An 18,582-nucleotide genomic window follows, 5' to 3' on the forward strand; every position below is an offset into this window, starting at 1 on the left:
TCGTCATGCGGGTTTGGCATGTTTGGCGATTGCGCCGGCCGGCGCGACGCGCCACCCTTGGCGTCCGGATTTCCCGAGAAAGGTGCCCGTTTTCATGTTCCAGTCGGCTTCGCTTCCCGTCGATCTTTCCCGCGCCGATTTCCACGCGCTCGAGCCGGTCCTGCGCACCGAGCTGCTTGCGGCCCAGCGCAAGGTGATCGAGACGAAGCCCTTCTCCATCGTCATCGTCGTGGCCGGCATCGATGGCGCGGGCAAGAATGCGGCCATCGCCCGCCTGCATGAATGGCTCGACGTGCGCTACGTCACCTGCAACGCCTATGACGGGGAGACCGATGTGGAGCGCGAGCGGCCCGGCATGTGGCGCTACTGGCGCGACCTTCCGGCGCTGGGCGAGATGTCCATTGTCGTCGCCTCCTGGTACAACGCGCCCATGCGCGACTTCGCCCTCGGACGCACCGACGAGACGGAGTTCGAACGCGCGCTTGCCCGTATCAACCGGTTCGAGGACCTGCTGGCGCGCGAAAACGTGCTGGTGCTGAAATTCTGGTTCTCTCTCGCCCCGAAGGTGCAGAAAGAGCGCCTCAAGGGGTTGGGCAAGAAGGCCCGTGCCCGCCACATCCTGGCCGAGTGGACCGACATCGGCCGGGCTGCCCAGGCCCGCGCGGTGTTTGAACGCGCGGCGCTGGTCACTTCGACGCCGGCCGCCCCGTGGATCGTCATTCCGAGCGAGGATCCGCACGCCCGCGACCTTGCCGCCGGGCGCTGTCTCGAGATGGCGGTGAGCCGCAGGCTCGAAACGGTGGAGGCGGCCGCGGCCCCGCCGCTTCCCGCCCTTCCCGCCGTTGCCTCCGGGCTCGGAGCCGATGGCGGGCGGCGCAGCGCGGTGGAGGCGATCGACCTTGCCAGCCGGATCTCGAAGAACCGCTACCAGGCCGAACTCGACCATTGGCAGGGCGAGCTTGCCCATCTCGCGGCCAGGAAGGCGTTCGGCAAGATGTCGCTGGTCGTCGCCTTCGAGGGCAATGACGCGGCCGGCAAGGGCGGCGCCATCCGCCGGGTGACGCGGCCGCTCGATCCGCGCCGCTACCGGGTGCACCGGATCGCGGCGCCGGGCGAGGAGGCGCGTGCGCGCCCCTATCTCTGGCGGTTCTGGCGGCGCCTGCCGCGGCTCGGACACACCGCGATCTTCGACCGCTCCTGGTACGGACGGGTGCTGGTCGAACGGGTCGAGGGGTTCTGTTCGCAAGCCGACTGGATGCGGGCCTACAACGAGATCAACGAGTTCGAGGCCGAACTTCAAGATGCCGGCACGCTGGTCGTCAAGTTCTGGCTGGCGATCAGCAAGCAGGAGCAGCTCGCCCGCTTCAAGGAGCGCCAGGAAACGCCCTACAAGCAGTTCAAGATCACTGACGACGACTGGCGCAACCGGCTGAAATGGGACGCCTATGCCCAGGCTGCCGGCGACATGATCGACCGCACCTCGACCAGCTACGCGCCGTGGCATCTGGTGCCGGCCGAGGACAAGCGTTTTGCCCGTGTCGAGGTGCTGCGCACCCTGGTCGGCCGGTTGAAGGAGGTGCTGTAGGAGGTCCTATCCGGCGCCCGAGGTGAAGCGGCGGCGGAAGTCGCGCGGCGAGACGCCTGTCTGCGATGTGAACACCCGCGAGAAATAGCCGGGATCGGAAAACCCCAACCGGTAGGCGACCTCGGCAACGCTCGCCTGGGTATAGGCGAGCAATCGCCGCGCCTCCAGCATCTGCCGTTCGCGGATCAGCGCCGAGGCCGGCTGGCCGAGTGCCTCGCGGCAGGCGCGCGACAGGTGCGGCGGCGTCACCGAGAGCGCCGCCGCATAGGCGCCGACCGCGTGCCACTCGCCGTGATGCCGGTCGAGCAGCCCCTGGAACCGTTCCGCCAGCCGCGCCGAGGCGCCGCCTCCCGCGGCCGCTGTGCCCGGCGCGGCGTCCATTTGCCTGAGCGCCCAGACGAAGGCGAGCGCGGCAAGCGCCGCCAGCGCCTCGCCCCGGTTGGCGCGCCGCCCTCCATGCTCGGCAATCAGCGCTTCCATCTCGGCCGGCGCCGTTCGCGCCGCCCTCACCTGCAGCCGCGTCAGCCGACGGTCCGGATCGATGCGGGCGCGGATCGGCTCGAACACCGTGTCCGGCAACGTCAGGACCGAGCCCTGCGTGCCCGGGGCGAAGCGGAAGCCATGCGTCGTCCCGGCCGGCATGTTGACGAAACTGGCGTCGAAAAGTGCGCTCTCGCCGTCCTCGTGGAAGAGGGCGCCGCCGCCGTGCTCGATCCAGAACAACTGGTGAAGGGACGGATGGCGATGAGGGGAAATGCGCCAGCGCCGCGGCCCGCTGCGCACCGAAAGACGTTCGATATGCAGCGTATCCGGAAATCCGGAAGCGGCCGGTTCCCCATAAAGGCTGTAATCGGGAGCGAAAGGGAGCGTTCGATTCATCCATGTATTGGAGCGAATTCTTCATTCCCTTGTCCAGCCCCTTCCGGCAAGATCTGAAAAAATGCGGCCGCGTCGCTGCGCATAGCGCCGCGCTTTCCGCCGACGACATCCAGGACCTGCTCAGGACGCCCGTAGCCCATGATCGCCGACCCTTCCGGTTCCCTCGCCGCTGATGCCGTTCCGGCCCGCACGCAGGTGCTCATCATCGGTGGCGGCCCGGCCGGGCTGCTGCTTTCCCAGTTGCTGCATCGTGCAGGCGTCGACAATGTCGTGCTGGAGCGTCGCTCGCGCGCCTATGTGCTCTCGCGCATCCGCGCCGGAGTGCTGGAGCAGGGCACGGTCGACCTGCTGCGGCAGGCCGGGGTCGGCGCCCGCATGGACCGCAAGGGGCTCCTCCACGGCGGTGTCGAGATCTCCTTTCGCGAACGGCGCCTGCGCATCGACCTTGCCGGTCTCACTGGCGGCCGTTCGGTCATGGTCTATGGCCAGACCGAGGTGACGGCCGATCTCTATGCGGCGCGCGATGCCATGGGGGGGACCATCCTGCACGAGGTCGAGGATGTCGCCCTGCACGATCTCGAGAGCGCGAGCCCCTTCGCGACCTTCACGCTTGGCGGCGAGACGCAGCGCATCAACTGCGATTTCATCGCCGGCTGCGACGGGTTCCACGGCGTCTCGCGCCGCTCGATCCCGGAAGACCGGCTGAAGCTGTTCGAGCTCGTCTATCCTTTCGGCTGGCTCGGCATTCTCGCCGACGTGCCGCCGGTCAGCGACGAGCTGATCTATGCCAGCCACGAGAAGGGCTTCGCCCTGTGCTCGATGCGTTCGCCCACCCGCAGCCGCTACTACATCCAGTGTCCGCTCGACGAGGAACCCGGAAACTGGTCCGACGACCGCTTCTGGGAGGCGCTTGCCGCTCACCTGCCGGCGGATGTCGCCGCCCGTCTCGTCACCGGCCCGTCGATCGAGAAGAGTATTGCCCCCTTGCGCTCCTTCGTCGCCGAACCGATGCGCCACGGCCGCCTGTTCCTTGCCGGGGATGCCGCCCATATCGTGCCGCCGACCGGTGCCAAGGGGCTGAACCTTGCCGCCTCCGACGTTCATTACCTGTCCCAGGGACTGATCGCCCATTATGCCGCCGGCGACGATCTGGCCCTTGAGCGCTATTCGGACCGTGCGCTTGCCCGTGTCTGGAAGGCCGAGCGCTTCTCCTGGTGGATGACCTCGACCCTGCACAGCTTCCCCGACGCGGGCGAGTTCGGCGCCCGCATGCAGCAGGCCGAGTTCGACTATCTCGCCACGTCGCGGACGGCTCAGGCCGCCTTCGCCGAGAACTATGTCGGCCTGCCCTACTGACCGCGACGGACTGCTCGGGCGGTGCCTTTCGTTTCGCGGCCGAACCCGCCCGAGGCGGTGAGCACCACCATTCCCTTGCCGGCGAGGACCGGCTCGACGGGAAAGTCGCCGCGCGCGCTCGCCCGCGCCGCGCAGTGCCGGCTTGCCGAAACGGCCGGCTTCCGCCTGTGGGCGAAGCGCGCTTGAAAAGGGCGCGGTTGCGGTCGAAACTGCCCGTCACGCGCGCCGCTGCCGTCGCGGCCCCTCAGTCTCGCTACCCGGAAAATCCGCCATGTCTCCCGACCTTCTCGTCAAGAACGCGACCCTGCCCGACGGGCGCGAAAACATCGACATCGCCTGCGAGCGCGGCATCATTGTCGCGCTCGGGCCCGGCATCGAGGCCGAGGCCGGCCGGGTGATCGATGCCGGCGGCCGCCTCGTTTCGCCGCCCTTCGTCGACAGCCATTTCCACATGGACGCGACGCTGTCCCTCGGCCTGCCGCGCATGAACGAGAGCGGCACGCTGCTGGAGGGCATCGCACTGTGGGGCGAGCTGAAACCGCTGCTCACCGTCGAGGCGGTGGTCGAGCGGGCGCTTGCCTATTGCGACCTTGCGGTCGCCCAGGGCCTGCTCGCGATCCGCTCTCATGTCGATGTCTGCGATGACCGGCTGACGGGTGTCGAGGGCCTGCTTCAGGTTCGGGAAATGGTGGCGCCATATCTTGACCTGCAGCTTGTCGCGTTTCCCCAGGACGGGCTCTACCGCTCGGCGAATGCGGAGAAGAACCTGCTGCGTGCCCTCGACATGGGGGTCGATGTGGTCGGCGGCATTCCCCATTTCGAGCGCACCATGGAGGATGGCGCCCGCTCGGTGCGCGCGCTCTGCAAGATCGCGGCCGAGCGCGGGCTGATGGTCGACATGCATTGCGACGAGAGCGACGACCCTCTTTCGCGCCATATCGAGACGCTGGCGGCGGAGACGCAGCGCCTCGGCTTGTCCGGCCGCGTCGCCGGTTCGCACCTCACCTCCATGCACTCCATGGACAATTACTACGTTTCCAAGCTGCTGCCGCTAATCGCGGAGGCCGGCGTCCACGCGATCGCCAATCCGCTCATCAACATCACCCTGCAGGGCCGCCACGACACCTATCCGAAGCGCCGGGGTCAGACCCGCGTGCCGGAGATGCGCGCCCATGGCATCAATGTCGCCTTCGGCCACGACTGCGTCATGGACCCCTGGTACTCGATGGGCTCCGGCGACATGCTGGAGGTCGCCTCGATGGGCCTGCACGTTGCCCAGATGATGAGCCGCGAGGAGATGCGTTACGCTTTCGACTGCGTCACGCTCCATCCGGCCCGCGCGATGGGGCTGGAGGGCTACGGGCTGGAAAAGGGCTGCAGGGCCGATTTCGTCCTGCTCCAGGCAGCGGATACGATCGAGGCGATCCGCCTGCGCGCCCGTCGCCTTGCCGTGGTGCGGGCGGGCAGGGTCATTGCCGAGAGCGATCCCGCCATCACCCGCCTTTCCCTTGACGGACGACCGGCGGAGGTTGATCCGGCGTCCTACGCGCCGAAAGGCTGAGATGGCAAATGGCAAGGGGCGACGCGGCGCCGCCCCTTGCCGGGGTTACCTTCGGCCGGGCGACCGGCCACGCGCTCACACGTAGTAGGGGGATCGCATTTCCCGGCTGGCGGCCTCGATCGCGGCGGCGTCGAAGACGCGTGTGTACAGCGCCGCATTCATCCTTGCGGCGGTCTCCGGGAAGACATTGACGGCAAAGTCCTTCGCGTTTTCAAGCGTGTCGAAGGCATCGACGCCGCCGATCGTACCGGTGTGAAGGCCGCTCAGCCAGGTCTTCGACAAGAGCCCCTTCTGCGCCCGCAGAACCGGGTTCCTGTCCTGCCAGGGCACTTGCGGGAAAGGCATGTTCACCTGCAGCTCGGTATAGACGAAGGCGCCGGGCGCGGTTGTCGGCCTTGCGCCGAAATGCGGCGAGGCAAGGTCGCGGCTCGCCTCCTGCGTTGCCGCCGCATCGAAGATCCGCGTCGTATGGGCAACGCCGAAGCCGGCGGCCTCGCGCGGGAAGTAGCCGGTGACGAAGGCTTCCGCGTTGCTGATGCTGTCGAAGGCGTAGATGCCGCCGAGCGAGTTCGTGCCGCTGCCGGCGAACCACGTCTTGTTGAGGAAGCCGGGCTGTTGGAGGATCGCCTGGTTGATCGCTTTCCAGGGCGCCTGCTCGAAGGGGACGGCGATCTGGACTTCGGTGTAGACGAAGGCTTTCGGGGTCATGGAACGGTCCTTGTCGGAAAGGGTGGTCGGTATGGTGCCGGCCATTGCTGGTGAAACGGAGAACCCGCTCGGCGCCGCAAGCAGGCCGGAACCGGCGACGACGCCCGTCAGCGCGGCGCCCTTGAGGCCGTGGACGAGGATCTGCCGGCGGCTCGGTGCCGGCGACAGTGATTGTGCCGGCGGGATGTCGCCTGGCGCATGCGTGTCTGTCATGAAGGTCTCCTGTGCGGCAACGCGACCCGGATCGCATTGCCGTCATGGGATAAATGGAATATAACGATCGTTATGAGTGATGTTGCATAACGGTCGTTATTTCGTCAATCAAAAATATAACGATCGTTATATGAATGGGTGCACGCAGATGTCTGACAGGGACCCCAAGGGGCGGAAGAAGCAGGAAACCCGGGCGCTGGTGCTCGAGGCGGCGGAGCGCGGCTTCAAGCAGCACGGCTATGCCGGGGTCGGCGTCGACGGCATCGCCCGCGAGGCGGGCGTCACCTCGGGGGCTTTCTATGCCCATTTCGGGTCGAAGACCGGGGCCTTCCAGAAGGCGCTCGAGGCTGGCCTGGACGCGACCCTCGCCCGCTTGCCGGAGTTCCGCGAGGAACATGGCGCGAACTGGCCGGCGGCCTTCGCCGACTACTATCTGGGTTCCGCCCATCGCGCCGATCTGGCCTGCGGCTGCGCCATGGCGGCGCTTTCCGGCGAGGTGATGCGCGGCACGGACGAGAACCGGGCGACCTATCGGGAGCGCATGGGACGGATCGCGGGGATTGTCGCGGCCGGCCTTGAAGGGGAGCGCGATGCCGAAGCCCGGGCCTGGGGCTTCCTGTCGATCCTGATCGGCGGTCTCACCGTCATCCGGGCGATGCCGGACGGACCGCAGGCCGATGCGGTCGCGGGAAACGTCCGGCAGATGGCGCTGGCGGTTGCCGGCCCGGCCCGGCCGTGAATCATAAATGCTGCAATTTCGAAAAAGAATCGAACAAGTTTTCGCAAATTCTGGTCGTGAATTGTCAAAATTGTACCGGAATCGGCGGAAACTTTGCCCACTTTCAGGGCTTGGAGGGAGACCCCGTCCGGGCGATAAACCCCCACCTGCCACGCGCGCCGGATGAGAACCATGGATGAACCGACAGGGACGAATGGCGGTGTGCGGGGCGCGCAGGGCGCGGGCGTATGCCCGGTTCACCCTGCGCCTGTGCCCGCGACCGCCGGCGGTCCGCCGACCGATATCCCCCTCGCCGAAGGGCAGGCGGCGGTTGCCGGTGACGGCTATGTGCCGCCCTATCCGTTCCGCCATGTGAAGGCGCTGCCGGTCTACCGGCTGCTGGGGCTTGCCCGGCGCAGCTTTCTCTCGGTCTGGCCGGCCTCGGCCTTTGCCAGGCCCTGGCTGAGGATCGCGGTCCTGCGCAAGCAGATCTTCGTCTGCAACAGCCCGGAAACCGTGCAGGAGGCCTTTGTGCGCAAGCACGAGACCTTCCAGCGCAAGAGCGCCCAGATGCGCCACGCGCTCGAGCCCCTGCTCGGCGACGGCCTGTTCGTCTCCGACGGCGAGACCTGGCGCCGCCGCCGCCAGGTGGTCGCCCCGATCATCCATTCCTCGAAAGTGCGCGAGTTCTTCCCGGTGATGGTGGAAACGGTGGCCGAGCGGCGCAGTGCCTGGGCGGCGGCGGGCGAGGGCGCACCTGTCGATGCCTTGCAGGAAATGGCGCATCTGACCGCGGAAATCATCTGCCGCACCATCTTCGGCAGCGCGCTCGGGCGCGACTATGCCGCCGAGGTGGTCGAGAGCTTTTCCGACTACCAGCGCCATATCGACCAGATCGACCTTCTCTCCCTGCTCGGCTTGCCCGACTGGCTGCCGCGCCGGCGCGGCCGGGCGATCCGCCGCTCGGTGGCGCGCATCGACAAGGTGCTCGACGAGGTCATCTCGCGCTATCAGCAGAAGAGTCGCGACGGCGAGACCTCGGTGATCGGCGGGCTGCTCGATGCCCGCGACGAGGACGGGCAGCCGCTGTCGCGCGAGGCGATCCGCAACGAGGCGGCCGTGATCTTCATGGCCGGCCACGAGACGACGGCCAACACGCTCGCATGGGCCTGGTTCCTGCTGTCGCAGGCGCCCGCCGCCCGCCATGCCCTGCACGCGGAGCTCGATCAGGTGCTCGGCGGGCGGATGCCCGGTTTCGACGACATCGCCCGGCTGCCCTATGCCCGCGCCGTCATCGAGGAGACCCTGCGGCTCTACCCGCCGGTGCCGATTCTTGCCCGCGAGGCGCTCGCCGACGGGACGGTCGGCGGGATGGCGACGCCGAAGGGTTCGATCGTCATGGTCGTCCCCTGGCTGCTGCACCGCAATCCCGAGCTCTGGCAGCGGCCCGATCATTTCGAGCCGGAACGTTTTCTCGGTGGCGCCCGTGGCGGCCAGTCGAAATTCGCCTATGTTCCCTTCGCCATAGGCCCGCGCATCTGCGCCGGCCTTGCCTTCGGCATGACGGAATCGATCCTGTCGCTCGCAATGCTCGCCCAGGCCTTCGACCTGAAGCTCGAGGACGGCGTCGACATCCAGCCGGTCTGCCGGCTGACGCTGCGGCCCGGTGACAGGCTGCCGATGCGGCTCGTTCCGCGCTCCTCGTGAGTGCGGTTCGCGGCCGTCGCCGCATTCCGCCGGTCGCCTTCGGGGAGACCTGCGCGCCGAAACTCGCGCCGGTATCTCCGGCGGGCCGCTTGCGGGCGTGGCTGCGCGATCTTCTCAAGCAGGCCCTGCACGAGATCCTGCGTCGGCTGCCGGTCGGCCTCGCTCCGCGCCTGGGGCGGCTGCTCGCTCCGCTCGTGCAGCGGAGGAACGGCAGCCGCATCTTTGCCCGTCGCATCGCCTGGAACCTTGCCCGTCTGCACGCGCGAGCGCCGCTGTCGGAGGCTGGTCACGCGGCCGCGCTTGGCCGCTGGTGGAAGGGAGCCAGTGCGGTCTTTGCCGAATACGCGACGGTGGAACGGCTCCGGGATGCCGGCCGGGTGGACATCGACGACCCGGAGGGCACCATTGCTGCGCTTCCCGCCGATGGCCCGGTGATCTTCGCCTGCATTCACCTGGGGCCTTTCGAACTCTGCTTCGAGACGATCCTCAACGGGCTTGGCCGCGAGGCTGTCGGCACCTGGCAGCCGGAACCGTCGAACGCCTCCAACGCCATTCTCGCCCGGTTGCGGGCCCGCTACGGGCTCTTTGCCTTCCCGCCGGGACAGCGCTCCGCCCGTCACCTGCACAAGATGGCGGTCGCTGAAGGTTTCGACGCGATCCTCTTCGTCGACGAGGTCCGCGACCGGCAGGTTCACCTGCCCGCCTTCGGCCGCAACCTGCCGGCGCGCGGCAATGCGGTGACGGCGGTGAAGCTGGCCCTGAGGACGGGCGCCCCGCTCGTGCCGGTCCATCTCCTGCGCACCGGGACGGCCCACTACCGGTTCGTCGTCGGCGCGCCCCTCGTCGTCGAGCGGGAGGGAGAGGAAGGTCATTCGGTTCCAGATGGCGTGGCAGCGCTCGACCGGCATTTCGACCCGCTCGTGCGCGCTCATGTCGAGCAGTGGTACATGCTGCCCGAATTGCGGCTGCCGGGGTTTGTCGCCCGTCCGCAGGACGATGCGGCAGCTCAGTAGAGCAGCCGCACCAGGAACAGGGTCAGGCCGGGGAAGAGCACCAGGATCGCCACCCGCACGATGTCGCTGGCAATGAAGGGCACCACGCCCCTGAAGGTCTGCGACAGCGGCACGTCGGGCGCCATCGAGTTGATGACGAAGAGATTCATGCCCACCGGCGGGGTGATCAGCCCGACCTCGACGACGATCAACACGATGATGCCGAACCACAGAGCGAACTCTTCCGGCGGCAGCCCGAAATCCAGAACCGAGACGATCGGGAAGAAGATCGGAATGGTCAGCAGGATCATCGAGAGCGAATCCATGATGCAGCCGAAGATCAGATAGCAGACCAGGATCAGCACCAGCACCGTCCAGGGATTGAGGCCGAGATCGACGACGAAAGCGGCTGACTGCTGGGGCAATTGCGAGAAGGCGAGGAAACCGTTGTAGACGCTGGCGCCGAGCACGATGAAGAAGATCATGCCGGTGGCGCTGGCCGTGGACAGGAAGGAGTCCACCAGGCCCTTGCGGTCGAGCCCGCCATTGAGGAGGGCGACGATGCCGGTGCCGGCGGCGCCCACCGCCGCCCCTTCCGTCGGCGTGAAGATGCCGGAATAGATGCCGCCGATGACCACGATGAAGATGATCATCACGGGCCATACGGCGATCAGGGCCGCGCCCCGTTCGGCCCAGCTCGCCTTCTCCTGGCTGCCGGCGCTTTCGGGCCGGAAACGCACATAGAGCGACACGGTCAGCATGTATCCGGCGGCGGCGAGAATGCCGGGAATGAAGGCCGCCATGAACAGCTTGGCGATGTTCTGCTCGGTCAGGATGGCGTAGATAACCAGCACCACGGAGGGCGGAATGAGGATGCCCAGCGTGCCGCCGGCGGCAAGGCAGGCGGTCGACAGCGCGCCGGAATAGCCGCAGCGGCGCATCTCGGGAAGCGCCACCTGGCCCATGGTCGCGGCGGTGGCAAGCGACGATCCGCAGATCGCGCCGAAGCCGCCGCAGGCGGCGACGGCTGCCATGGCGACGCCGCCGCGCCTGTGTCCGACGAGCGTCTCGGCCGCCTTGAACAGGGCGCGCGACATGCCCCCGCGGGTGGCAAACTGACCCATCAGCAGGAACAGCGGCACGATGGACAGCGAGTAGTTGGAAAAGGTGCTGTAGACCAGTGACTTGAGCTGGGCGAGGATCGGCACGGTCGAGCCCGTGACGAGGCTCGTTCCGGCCACGCCGACAAGGAACATCGCAAGGCCGATGGGCATGCGCGCGAAGATCAGCGCCAGCAGGATCGGGATCGACCACAGCCCGTATTCGAGGGACGTCACGTCTGTCTACTCCTGGCGCGGGGCGGCGCTTGGCCGGGCGAGGGTTTCATCGAGACTGCGCCAGACGGTATAGGCGCTGACGATGATCGCGAAAACGGCACCGGCCATGGCCGCCGCGTAAGGCCACCAGAGCGGAAATTGCAGGATGAACGTGGTCTCGCCATAAGCTTTCTTGTCGAGAAGGCCAAGCCAGAGCCGCCAGCAGATGAGCGCGCAGACGGCGGTCATCAGGAGGTTGGAGACGACGTCGACCGCCGCATTGGCGCGCGGCCCGAAGCGGGCGAGAAACAGGTCGACGGTCACATGGCCGCGACGCAACTGGCACCATGGCAGGAAGGCGAAAATGGCAAAGGCCGTGCCGGCCTCGACCAGCTCGTAATCGCCGGGGATGGGGCCGAGACCGGCCCAGTTGAGGGCACGCCCGGAGATAGAGATCACCGTGGTGGCCGTCAACGCGACAAGCACAGCGCCGCCCGCGATGGCAAGGGCGGCGGCGAGCCGCTCGAGCACGCGTTCGATGGTTTGACGCACCTGGTTGACCTCTCCCTCCGCCGCCGGCCGGCAACCCTGTCCGGAAAACCGGCCCGCAGTGACGCGGGCCGGCGGTCTGCCGGGCGCGGGCGGCTTGCTGCCCGACTGTCTTACTTGCCGGCTTCGGCGGCGACAAGCGCGCGCGAATCCTCGACCAGCGCGGCGCCGTCGACGCCCTTGCCGTTCATCTCGACGATCCATTCGGCCACGATCGGATCGGCCGCGGCCTTCCAGCGGGCGGTTTCGGTCGGATCCAGCGTGATGATCTTGTTGCCGCTGGCTTCCGCCTTGGCGCGGCCGATCTTGTCGACCTCATCCATCGCACGACCGAACATGCCGGCCGTCTCGATGCCGGAATTGGCGTCGATGATCGCCTTCAGGTCGTCGGGCAGCTTGTCGTAGCTTGCCTGGTTCATGGCGAAAACGAAGGTCGCTGTGTAGAGACCGCGCGGATCGTCGAAGCCGGTATGGGTGTTGACCAGTTCGGTCAGCTTCAGCGGAAGCGTGACTTCCCAAGGCACCACGGCACCATCGATAACCCCTTTGGAGATCGCCTCCGGTACCGCCGGCACCGGCATGCCGATGGCGGTTGCGCCGAGCTTTTCCAGCAGCTTGGTGACGATGCGTGTCGGCCCGCGCAGCTTCAGGCCGTTCATGTCCTCCAGCTTGCCGACGCCCTCGCCCTTGACGTGCAGAAGGCCGGGCCCGTGCACATGCAGGGCGATCGGCTTCACGCCTTCGAACTCGTCCATGGCGTGTTCGGTGACGAAGGCATGGAAGGCGCGCGAGGTGGCTTCGCCGCCGGCGCCCAGGAAAGGCAGCTCGAAGGCTTCGGTCTTGGGGAAGCGGCCGGGCGTGTAGCCGAGCACGGTCCAGACGATGTCGACAACCCCGTCCTTGGCCTGGTCATAGAGCGAGGGCGGGGCGCCGCCGAGCTGCATCGAGGGATAGTGCTCGACCTTGATGCGTCCGCCCGACTGGGCCTCGACCGCCTCGATCCATGGCGTGATCGCCTTGGCCGGGATGGCCGCCTGCATCGGCAGCATCTGGTGCACGCGCAGGGTCACGTCCTGCGCCTGCGCCGACATGCCGGCGAGCGCGGCGATGGCGGTCGCGGCCACCATCGTCGTCATGAATTTTCCGATCATTGTGTCTCCTCCCACGGCTTCGGACCCGCGCCCGCCGATGGGACAGTGCGACGGGATCTCGAATACAGAAGGATGGGCCATGCAAATGGTAATGTAAAATGAGATTTGAGCCGCTTTGTATAACCGGACGTCGGGGAATTTTGCCTTCGCGGCGTGTTTCCCGCTTGCCGGGCAGGCCGGCAGACCGGATCAATTGCCGCCCGTGGACCGCATGTCGTCCGAAGCCAAGGAAGCTGCCGCCGTGCCGAGACATCCCCGCAACATTCTCTTCGTCATGTATGACCAGCTGCGCTTCGATTATCTCGGCTGCGCCGGACACCCGCATCTTGCGACGCCGAATTTCGACCGGCTGGCGGCGATGGGGGTCCGTTTCACGAACGCCTATGTCCAGTCGCCGATCTGCGGCGCCTCGCGGATGAGCTTCTACACCGGCCGCTATGTGCAGTCGCATGGCGCCGCCTGGAACAATTATCCGCTGAAGGCGGGCGAGATGACGCTCGGCGACCACCTGCGCGAACGCGGCATGGACGCGGTGCTGATCGGCAAGACCCACATGAAGGTCGATGGCGCCGGCCTCGACCGGCTCGGCATTTCGCGTGAGGGTATTATCGGCGCGCGCATCGCCGAATGCGGCTTCGACGCGCATGTGCGCGACGACGGGCTGTGGGCCGAAGGCCCGGACGGTCCTTACGACGCCAAGCCCTCGCCCTATAACGACTTTCTTCGTGCCAGGGGTTATGCGCCGCGCAATCCCTGGCACGATCACGCCAACTCCGGCCTGTCGGAGGAGCTGGATGCGGACGGGCTCGGCGCGATCGAGAGCGGCTGGCTGATGCGCAACGCGGCGGAGCCGGCGAACGTCCGCGAGGAGGACAGCGAGACGCCCTGGTTGACCGACCGGGCGCTGGAATTCATGGCGAGCCGCGCCACAAGCCGCCGCGCGGTGCCCTGGCTCTGTCACCTCTCCTATATCAAGCCGCACTGGCCCTATATCGTTCCGGCTCCCTATCACGCCATGTACGGGCCGGAGCACGTGCTCCCCGCCTTGCGCGATCCGCGCGAGCGCGAGGATCCCAATCCGGTCCATGCCGCCTTCATGGCCTCGCGCGTGTCGCGCAGTTTTTCCCGGGACGAGGTACGGGAGGCCGCGATCCCCGCCTATATGGGCCTTGTCCGGCAATGCGACGATCATTTCGGCCGGTTGCTCGACCATCTGCAGGAGACCGGCGCCCTTGAGGAGACGATGATCGTCGTCACCTCCGATCACGGTGACTATCTCGGCGATCACTGGATGGGCGAGAAGGACCTGTTCCACGAGCCCTCGGTCAAGGTGCCGCTGATCGTCTACGACCCTTCGCAGGCCGCCGACGCCACGCGCGGCACGACCTGCAACGCGCTGGTCGAGGCGATTGATCTTGCCGCGACCTTTGTCGAGGTCGCGGATGACGGCACCCGGGACTCTCCCTCGCACATTCTTGAGGGGCGCTCGCTCCGGCCCTTCCTGCATGACAAGAAGCCTGCCGACTGGCGCAAGGCGGCGATCAGCGAATACGACTATTCCTGTACGCCGATGGCCGACCGGCTCGGCGTCTGCGTGAAGGATGCGCGCCTCTTCATGGTGTTTGACGGGCGCTACAAGCTGATCCACGCGGAAGGCGGCCTGCCGCCGATGCTGTTCGACCTGGAAAGCGATCCGCGGGAGTTCAACGACCTCGGTCGCGATCCGGCCCATGCCGGGGAAGTCGCCCGGCTGCGCGCCCTGCTGTCCGACTGGGCGCTGCGCCTCAGCCAGCGGACCACGGTCTCCGACGCGGCCATTCTGGCAAGGCGGCGCGGGACTGGCGGCAACACCGGCGTGCTGATCGGGGTCTATGACGAGGCGGACGCGAACGCCGAGGAGTTGGCCGTCTATTCCGGCCGGGCGCCGCGCATTGCCCCGGACGGGTAGAACCGGCTGCCGCCGATCCAGGTGGCGCGCACCTTGAGAGTTTCGTCCAGCTCGACGATATCCGCGTCGTGACCTGGCGCCAAGCGACCCTTGCGCTGGGCCGCGTCGATCGCCTCGGCCGGGTAGAGCGAGGCCATGCGCAGGGCTTCCTCAAGGGGCACGCCGAGCCCTGCCACCAGGCGCGCGACCGATGCGGCCATGTCGATATCCGCTCCCGCCAAGGTTCCGTCGGCAAGCGTCAGCCGGCCGATGCCGTCCGCACCCCGCCGGCGGGTGATCTCGCGGCCGTTGAGGGAGAAACCCTCCGCCTCGGTGCCGAGCGGCGCCATCGCGTCGGTGACCAGGAATATCCGCCCTGGTCCGGCCTTGGCCCTGAGCGCCAGGGAGGCGACCGGGTCGGCGACATGGATGCCGTCGGCGATCAGCCCGGCGGAGAGGCCGGGCAGGGCGAGCGCCGCGCCGGCAAGGCCCGGGGCGCGGTGCCCGAGCGGGCTCATCGCGTTGAAGAGGTGGGTGACGAGCCGCGCGCCGGCCTGCGCATAGGCGCATGCCGTGTCGAAATCGCAGTCGCTGTGACCGAGGCTGACGCGGATGCCGGCCCGGGCGAGCCGGCCGACCTGTTCGGCCGAGACGCTTTCCGGCGCCAGCGTCACCAGGAGCACCGGCAGCAGCCGGGCCGCGTCGACAAGCGCGTCGAGATCCGCTTCCTGCATCGGCCTGATCAGACGCGCGTCATGGGCGCCCTTGCGTGCGAGGGACAGATGCGGCCCTTCCAGGTGCAGGCCGAGGCAGCCGGGCACAGAACGGCTGGCTCCGGTGGCGGCGCGGATGGCCCGCGCGGTGATTTCCGGCGTGTCGGTGATCAGGGTCGGCAGCATCGAGGTGGTGCCGAAGGCGTGATGCGCCCCGGCAATGCGGGCGATGGTGTCATGGTCGGGGGCATCGTTGAACTGGCAGCCGCCGCCGCCATTGACCTGCAGGTCGACGAAGCCGGGCGCGAGGATCCGTCCACGCGCCTCCACCAGGCGGGCGGATGCGGGCACGTCCCCGCGCGGTACGATGCCGGCCACATGGGCGCCCTCGATGAGCACCGCGGCATCGTCATGCCAGCGTTCCGCGTCGAAGATCCGCGCGGCGGCAAGGGCTGTGAGTTCGGTCATCCGCGCTGCGATCCTCCGGGCGGCCTGCTGAAGACAGCGTGCCCCGCCTTCATGCGCCAGCCGGCGCGTCCGCGCAAGCCGCGCTGGGCGCAGGCTCAGCGTCTCGCGAAGGTCCGCACGGCGAGACGGACCGCGCCGTCGAGCGCATCGCCCTGCGGCTCCGACAGCCGGTCGCGCAGGCCAGCGGCAAGGTGGCGGCCGTAAAGCGGCGCGAGACCGCCCATCAGGACGATGCGCGGACACCCCGGCCAGTCGAGGTGCGCGATCATCTCGCAAATATCCGCTAAAGCGGCCTGCAGAAGCCCGATCGCGTTCGGATCGCCGGTATCCGCCGCGTCGAAGACCTGCGGCGCGAAACGGCCGAAATCGGCGGGCCGGGCGGCTCCGGCAAAGGCCACCATCTGCGCGGGATCGTCGTCGAAGGCGGAAAGCAGCGCCCGTGACAGGGGGCCGTGCGGGCGCATGCCGTCGCGGGCCAGCAGCGCCGTCCGCAAGGCCTCCCGTCCAAGCCGCGCGCCGCCGCCCTGGTCGGCCAGATGCAGGCCCCAGCCGCCGACGCTGCGGATTTCGTCGCCGCGCCGGGCCAGAAAGGCGGAGCCGGTGCCCAGGATCGCCATGATGCCGTCACCGGGCCCCAGCGCGCCTTCCAGCGCGATTTCGGCATCGCCGGTGAGTTCCATGCGGGAAAACGGGAGGTCGCCGAGAAGCGTCCGGGCCGTTGCCGCCGCCTGCCGGGCGCCGGCAAGTCCCAGCAGGGCGGCGCAATCGCGGATCGTGTCCGCCGGCAATCCGGCATCGGCAACCGCCGCCTGCGCGGCGGCCGCGATGCTGGCTCCGGCCTCGCCCGGGTCGGTGGCGATGTTGGCGGGCCCTGCCCGGCCCCGGGCAAGGATGCGGCCGTCGCGCGTCGCCAGGGCGGCCCGGCAGGTGCTGCCGCCGCCGTCGACGGCGATCAGGTAACCGCCCATGGCCCGCGTCGTCAGGAAGCGGTCGGCTGCGCGGCGAGGCCGCGGGCCTGCTCGATCCAACCGTCGCGGTCGATCCGGCCGCGGAAGTCGAGGCGGCTGTCCAGGGCGGCGATCTGGACGTCGGTCAGCGCCGCGATCTGCCAGAAGTGGAAGATACCGGCGCCATTGAGCGCCGTCTGCAGCTTCGGGCCGACGCCGGTGATCGCCGTCAGGTCGTCGGCGACGCCGCGCGGTCTGGCGAGCAGCACCTCGGCCAGCGGATCGGATGCCTTTGCGGCCTTTGCGGCGGGCTTGCGCGCCTCCGCCACGGGAGCGTCGGCGGCCGCGGCCTTCGGCGCGTTCTCCGGGCGCGTCCAGTGGGTGCGCATGAAGTCGAGAATGCGCGGTGCGATCTCGGAGCGGAAGCGCGAGCCGTTGAAGACGCCGTAGTGGCCGACGTCGGGCTGCATGTAATGGGCCTGCATGTCCGGCCCCAGGCCCGTGCAAAGGTCGTGGGCGGCGCGGGTCTGGCCACGACCGGTGATGTCGTCCTTCTCGCCCTCGATGGTGAGAAGCGCGGTGCGCCGGATGGCGCCGCAATCGACGAGCTCGTCGCGGTGACGGAACGTGCCGCGCGCCAGCGCATGCTGGATGAACACCGTGTCGACGGTCTGCAGGTAGAACTCCGCCGTCAGGTCCATGACCGCCAGATACTCGTCATAGAAATCGCGGTGCTTCTCGGCGCTGTCCCCGTCATTGGTGACGAGATGCTGGAAGAATTCGTGATGGGCGCTGACATGCCGGTCGAGGTTCATGCTCATGAAGCCGGACAGCTGCAGGAAGCCGGGATAGACGTCGCGCATGAAGCCGGGCTGCGGGAACGGCACCTTCATGATGACGTTGCGCTCGAACCACTCGATGCTCTTGTGTTCGGCGAGATCGTTGACGGCGGTGGGGTTGATGCGGGTGTCGATCGGCCCGCCCATCAGCGTCAGGCTGGCGGGGGCGAAGGGATCGTCATGAGCCTCCATGACGGCGGCCGCGGCAAGCGCGGGCACCGACGGCTGGCAGACCGCCATCACATGGGTGTCCGGGCCGAGGAAATGCAGCATCTCGATCAGGTAGTCGATGTAGTCGTCGAGATCGAAGCGGCCTTCCGTGAGCGGAACCATGCGCGCGTCGATCCAGTCTGTGATGTAGATGTCCGCGCCGGGCAGCAGCGTCTCGACCGTGCCGCGCAGCAGCGTCGCATAGTGACCCGACATCGGCGCCACCATCAGGATTTTCGGATCCTTGCGCTGCTTCGCGCCGAGCTTGCGGTCGAAATGCAGAAGGTTGCAGAACGGCTTGCTCCAGACGATTTCCTCGCGCACAGGGACCTTGACGCCGCTGACCGTTGTCTGGCCGAGGCCGAACTCCGGCTTGCCGTAACGCCGCGTCATCCGCTCGATGAGCTCGCATCCGGCGGCCATCGAGCGTCCGAACGGCGTATGCGTCAGCGGGTTCAGGGGGTTCTGGAAATAGAGCCGCGTCATGTCGGCAGTGGCCCGTACCGGACTCATTGCCGCATGGTTGAATTCATAGACCTGGTAGAACACGTGACCGACCTCGCAGTCTGGCGGACGCGGCGCAACATCGCCCGCGCATTTTTTCGCATTGCAAAAATAGTATGACAAAGATGTGCGTCGCATCAACCGATACGGAGGTCGATATGCCGCGGTGCGAAGAAGATGCCAGGGCATTTGTCACGAAAACAGATGGGATGAAGCCGGATGCAGGGACGAAAAGACCC

The 18,582-nt window shown here is 67.7% G+C and carries 16 protein-coding genes; 8 read left to right on the top strand and 8 right to left on the bottom strand.

The window, feature by feature from the left end; translation table 11 throughout:
* The first annotated feature begins 94 nt into the window (after positions 1–94).
* Complete coding sequence (pap, locus tag RBB46_RS04715; RefSeq protein ID WP_306027745.1) at positions 95–1,585, top strand: polyphosphate:AMP phosphotransferase; 1,491 nt, start codon at positions 95–97, stop codon at positions 1,583–1,585.
* A 6-nt stretch (positions 1,586–1,591) separates the two neighbouring features.
* Here pap and RBB46_RS04720 read toward each other — a convergent pair whose 3' ends face one another.
* A complete protein-coding gene (locus tag RBB46_RS04720) occupies positions 1,592–2,464 on the bottom strand; it encodes a helix-turn-helix domain-containing protein (RefSeq protein WP_306027746.1) in 873 nt (290 codons plus the stop codon).
* Positions 2,465–2,602: 138 nt separating this feature from the next.
* Here RBB46_RS04720 and pobA point away from each other — a divergent pair, with 138 nt between their 5' ends.
* The 3 genes from pobA (at position 2,603) to RBB46_RS04735 (ending at position 5,381) form a co-directional block, all read left to right on the top strand.
* A complete protein-coding gene (pobA, locus tag RBB46_RS04725) occupies positions 2,603–3,820 on the top strand; it encodes a 4-hydroxybenzoate 3-monooxygenase (protein ID WP_306027747.1) in 1,218 nt (405 codons plus the stop codon).
* A 21-nt stretch (positions 3,821–3,841) separates the two neighbouring features.
* Positions 3,842–4,006, top strand: a complete 165-nt coding sequence (locus tag RBB46_RS04730; RefSeq protein WP_306027748.1) for a hypothetical protein — start codon at positions 3,842–3,844, stop codon at positions 4,004–4,006.
* Between the two features lie 85 nt (positions 4,007–4,091).
* The gene (locus tag RBB46_RS04735) at positions 4,092–5,381 is read left to right on the top strand and encodes an amidohydrolase family protein (RefSeq protein ID WP_306027749.1); all 1,290 of its coding nucleotides are present in this window, start codon (positions 4,092–4,094) and stop codon (positions 5,379–5,381) included.
* 75 nt (positions 5,382–5,456) lie between these two features.
* Here RBB46_RS04735 and RBB46_RS04740 read toward each other — a convergent pair whose 3' ends face one another.
* Complete coding sequence (locus RBB46_RS04740; protein ID WP_306027750.1) at positions 5,457–6,302, bottom strand: YdhR family protein; 846 nt, start codon at positions 6,300–6,302, stop codon at positions 5,457–5,459.
* A gap of 148 nt (positions 6,303–6,450) precedes the next feature.
* Between RBB46_RS04740 and RBB46_RS04745 the strand changes: the two genes are divergently transcribed.
* The 3 genes from RBB46_RS04745 to RBB46_RS04755 all read left to right on the top strand — a co-directional run bounded on the left by RBB46_RS04745 (position 6,451) and on the right by RBB46_RS04755 (position 9,740).
* Entirely contained in the window at positions 6,451–7,041 is a 591-nt protein-coding gene (locus tag RBB46_RS04745) for a TetR/AcrR family transcriptional regulator (protein WP_306027751.1), read from the top strand.
* A 171-nt stretch (positions 7,042–7,212) separates the two neighbouring features.
* The gene (locus RBB46_RS04750) at positions 7,213–8,727 is read left to right on the top strand and encodes a cytochrome P450 (protein WP_306027752.1); all 1,515 of its coding nucleotides are present in this window, start codon (positions 7,213–7,215) and stop codon (positions 8,725–8,727) included.
* Positions 8,724–9,740 (top strand): lysophospholipid acyltransferase family protein, encoded by a 1,017-nt coding sequence (locus tag RBB46_RS04755; protein ID WP_306027753.1) that lies wholly within the window; start codon positions 8,724–8,726, stop codon positions 9,738–9,740. The genes RBB46_RS04750 and RBB46_RS04755 overlap by 4 nt, the downstream gene beginning before the upstream one ends.
* Here the strand turns inward: RBB46_RS04755 and RBB46_RS04760 are convergent.
* The 3 genes from RBB46_RS04760 to RBB46_RS04770 all read right to left on the bottom strand — a co-directional run bounded on the left by RBB46_RS04760 (position 9,734) and on the right by RBB46_RS04770 (position 12,735).
* Positions 9,734–11,056: a TRAP transporter large permease gene (locus RBB46_RS04760; RefSeq protein WP_306027754.1), complete on the bottom strand. Its 1,323-nt coding sequence runs from the start codon at positions 11,054–11,056 to the stop codon at positions 9,734–9,736. The genes RBB46_RS04755 and RBB46_RS04760 overlap by 7 nt on opposite strands.
* A 6-nt stretch (positions 11,057–11,062) precedes the next feature.
* Entirely contained in the window at positions 11,063–11,587 is a 525-nt protein-coding gene (locus RBB46_RS04765; RefSeq protein ID WP_306027755.1) for a TRAP transporter small permease, read from the bottom strand.
* Positions 11,588–11,697: 110 nt separating this feature from the next.
* A complete protein-coding gene (locus RBB46_RS04770) occupies positions 11,698–12,735 on the bottom strand; it encodes a TRAP transporter substrate-binding protein (RefSeq protein WP_306027756.1) in 1,038 nt (345 codons plus the stop codon).
* Between the two features lie 241 nt (positions 12,736–12,976).
* Here RBB46_RS04770 and RBB46_RS04775 point away from each other — a divergent pair, with 241 nt between their 5' ends.
* The gene (locus tag RBB46_RS04775; RefSeq protein WP_306027757.1) at positions 12,977–14,683 is read left to right on the top strand and encodes a sulfatase-like hydrolase/transferase; all 1,707 of its coding nucleotides are present in this window, start codon (positions 12,977–12,979) and stop codon (positions 14,681–14,683) included.
* Here RBB46_RS04775 and nagA read toward each other — a convergent pair.
* The 3 genes from nagA to phaZ all read right to left on the bottom strand — a co-directional run bounded on the left by nagA (position 14,644) and on the right by phaZ (position 18,388).
* Positions 14,644–15,843 carry an N-acetylglucosamine-6-phosphate deacetylase gene (gene nagA, locus RBB46_RS04780; RefSeq protein WP_306027758.1) on the bottom strand — a complete coding sequence of 400 codons (1,200 nt, stop codon included), beginning with the start codon at positions 15,841–15,843 and terminating at the stop codon, positions 14,644–14,646. The genes RBB46_RS04775 and nagA overlap by 40 nt on opposite strands.
* Positions 15,844–15,938: 95 nt before the next feature.
* Complete coding sequence (locus tag RBB46_RS04785; RefSeq protein WP_306027759.1) at positions 15,939–16,811, bottom strand: BadF/BadG/BcrA/BcrD ATPase family protein; 873 nt, start codon at positions 16,809–16,811, stop codon at positions 15,939–15,941.
* 11 nt (positions 16,812–16,822) lie between these two features.
* Positions 16,823–18,388 carry a polyhydroxyalkanoate depolymerase gene (gene phaZ, locus RBB46_RS04790; RefSeq protein WP_306027760.1) on the bottom strand — a complete coding sequence of 522 codons (1,566 nt, stop codon included), beginning with the start codon at positions 18,386–18,388 and terminating at the stop codon, positions 16,823–16,825.
* Positions 18,389–18,582 lie beyond the last annotated feature (194 nt).

This window comes from Stappia sp. MMSF_3263, from assembly GCF_030733745.1.
Classification (GTDB): domain Bacteria; phylum Pseudomonadota; class Alphaproteobacteria; order Rhizobiales; family Stappiaceae; genus Stappia.

What these genes read in the sequence shown, in the direction of transcription:
- RBB46_RS04735 (WP_306027749.1), top strand. Translation starts at nt 4,092, where the DNA reads ATGTCTCCCGACCTTCTCGTCAAGAACGCGACCCTGCCCGACGGGCGC.
- pap (WP_306027745.1), top strand. Translation starts at nt 95, where the DNA reads ATGTTCCAGTCGGCTTCGCTTCCCGTCGATCTTTCCCGCGCCGATTTC.
- nagA (WP_306027758.1), bottom strand. Translation starts at nt 15,843, where the DNA reads ATGACCGAACTCACAGCCCTTGCCGCCGCGCGGATCTTCGACGCGGAA.
- RBB46_RS04770 (WP_306027756.1), bottom strand. Translation starts at nt 12,735, where the DNA reads ATGATCGGAAAATTCATGACGACGATGGTGGCCGCGACCGCCATCGCC.
- RBB46_RS04785 (WP_306027759.1), bottom strand. Translation starts at nt 16,811, where the DNA reads ATGGGCGGTTACCTGATCGCCGTCGACGGCGGCGGCAGCACCTGCCGG.
- RBB46_RS04745 (WP_306027751.1), top strand. Translation starts at nt 6,451, where the DNA reads ATGTCTGACAGGGACCCCAAGGGGCGGAAGAAGCAGGAAACCCGGGCG.
- pobA (WP_306027747.1), top strand. Translation starts at nt 2,603, where the DNA reads ATGATCGCCGACCCTTCCGGTTCCCTCGCCGCTGATGCCGTTCCGGCC.
- RBB46_RS04750 (WP_306027752.1), top strand. Translation starts at nt 7,213, where the DNA reads ATGGATGAACCGACAGGGACGAATGGCGGTGTGCGGGGCGCGCAGGGC.
- RBB46_RS04740 (WP_306027750.1), bottom strand. Translation starts at nt 6,302, where the DNA reads ATGACAGACACGCATGCGCCAGGCGACATCCCGCCGGCACAATCACTG.
- RBB46_RS04720 (WP_306027746.1), bottom strand. Translation starts at nt 2,464, where the DNA reads ATGAATCGAACGCTCCCTTTCGCTCCCGATTACAGCCTTTATGGGGAA.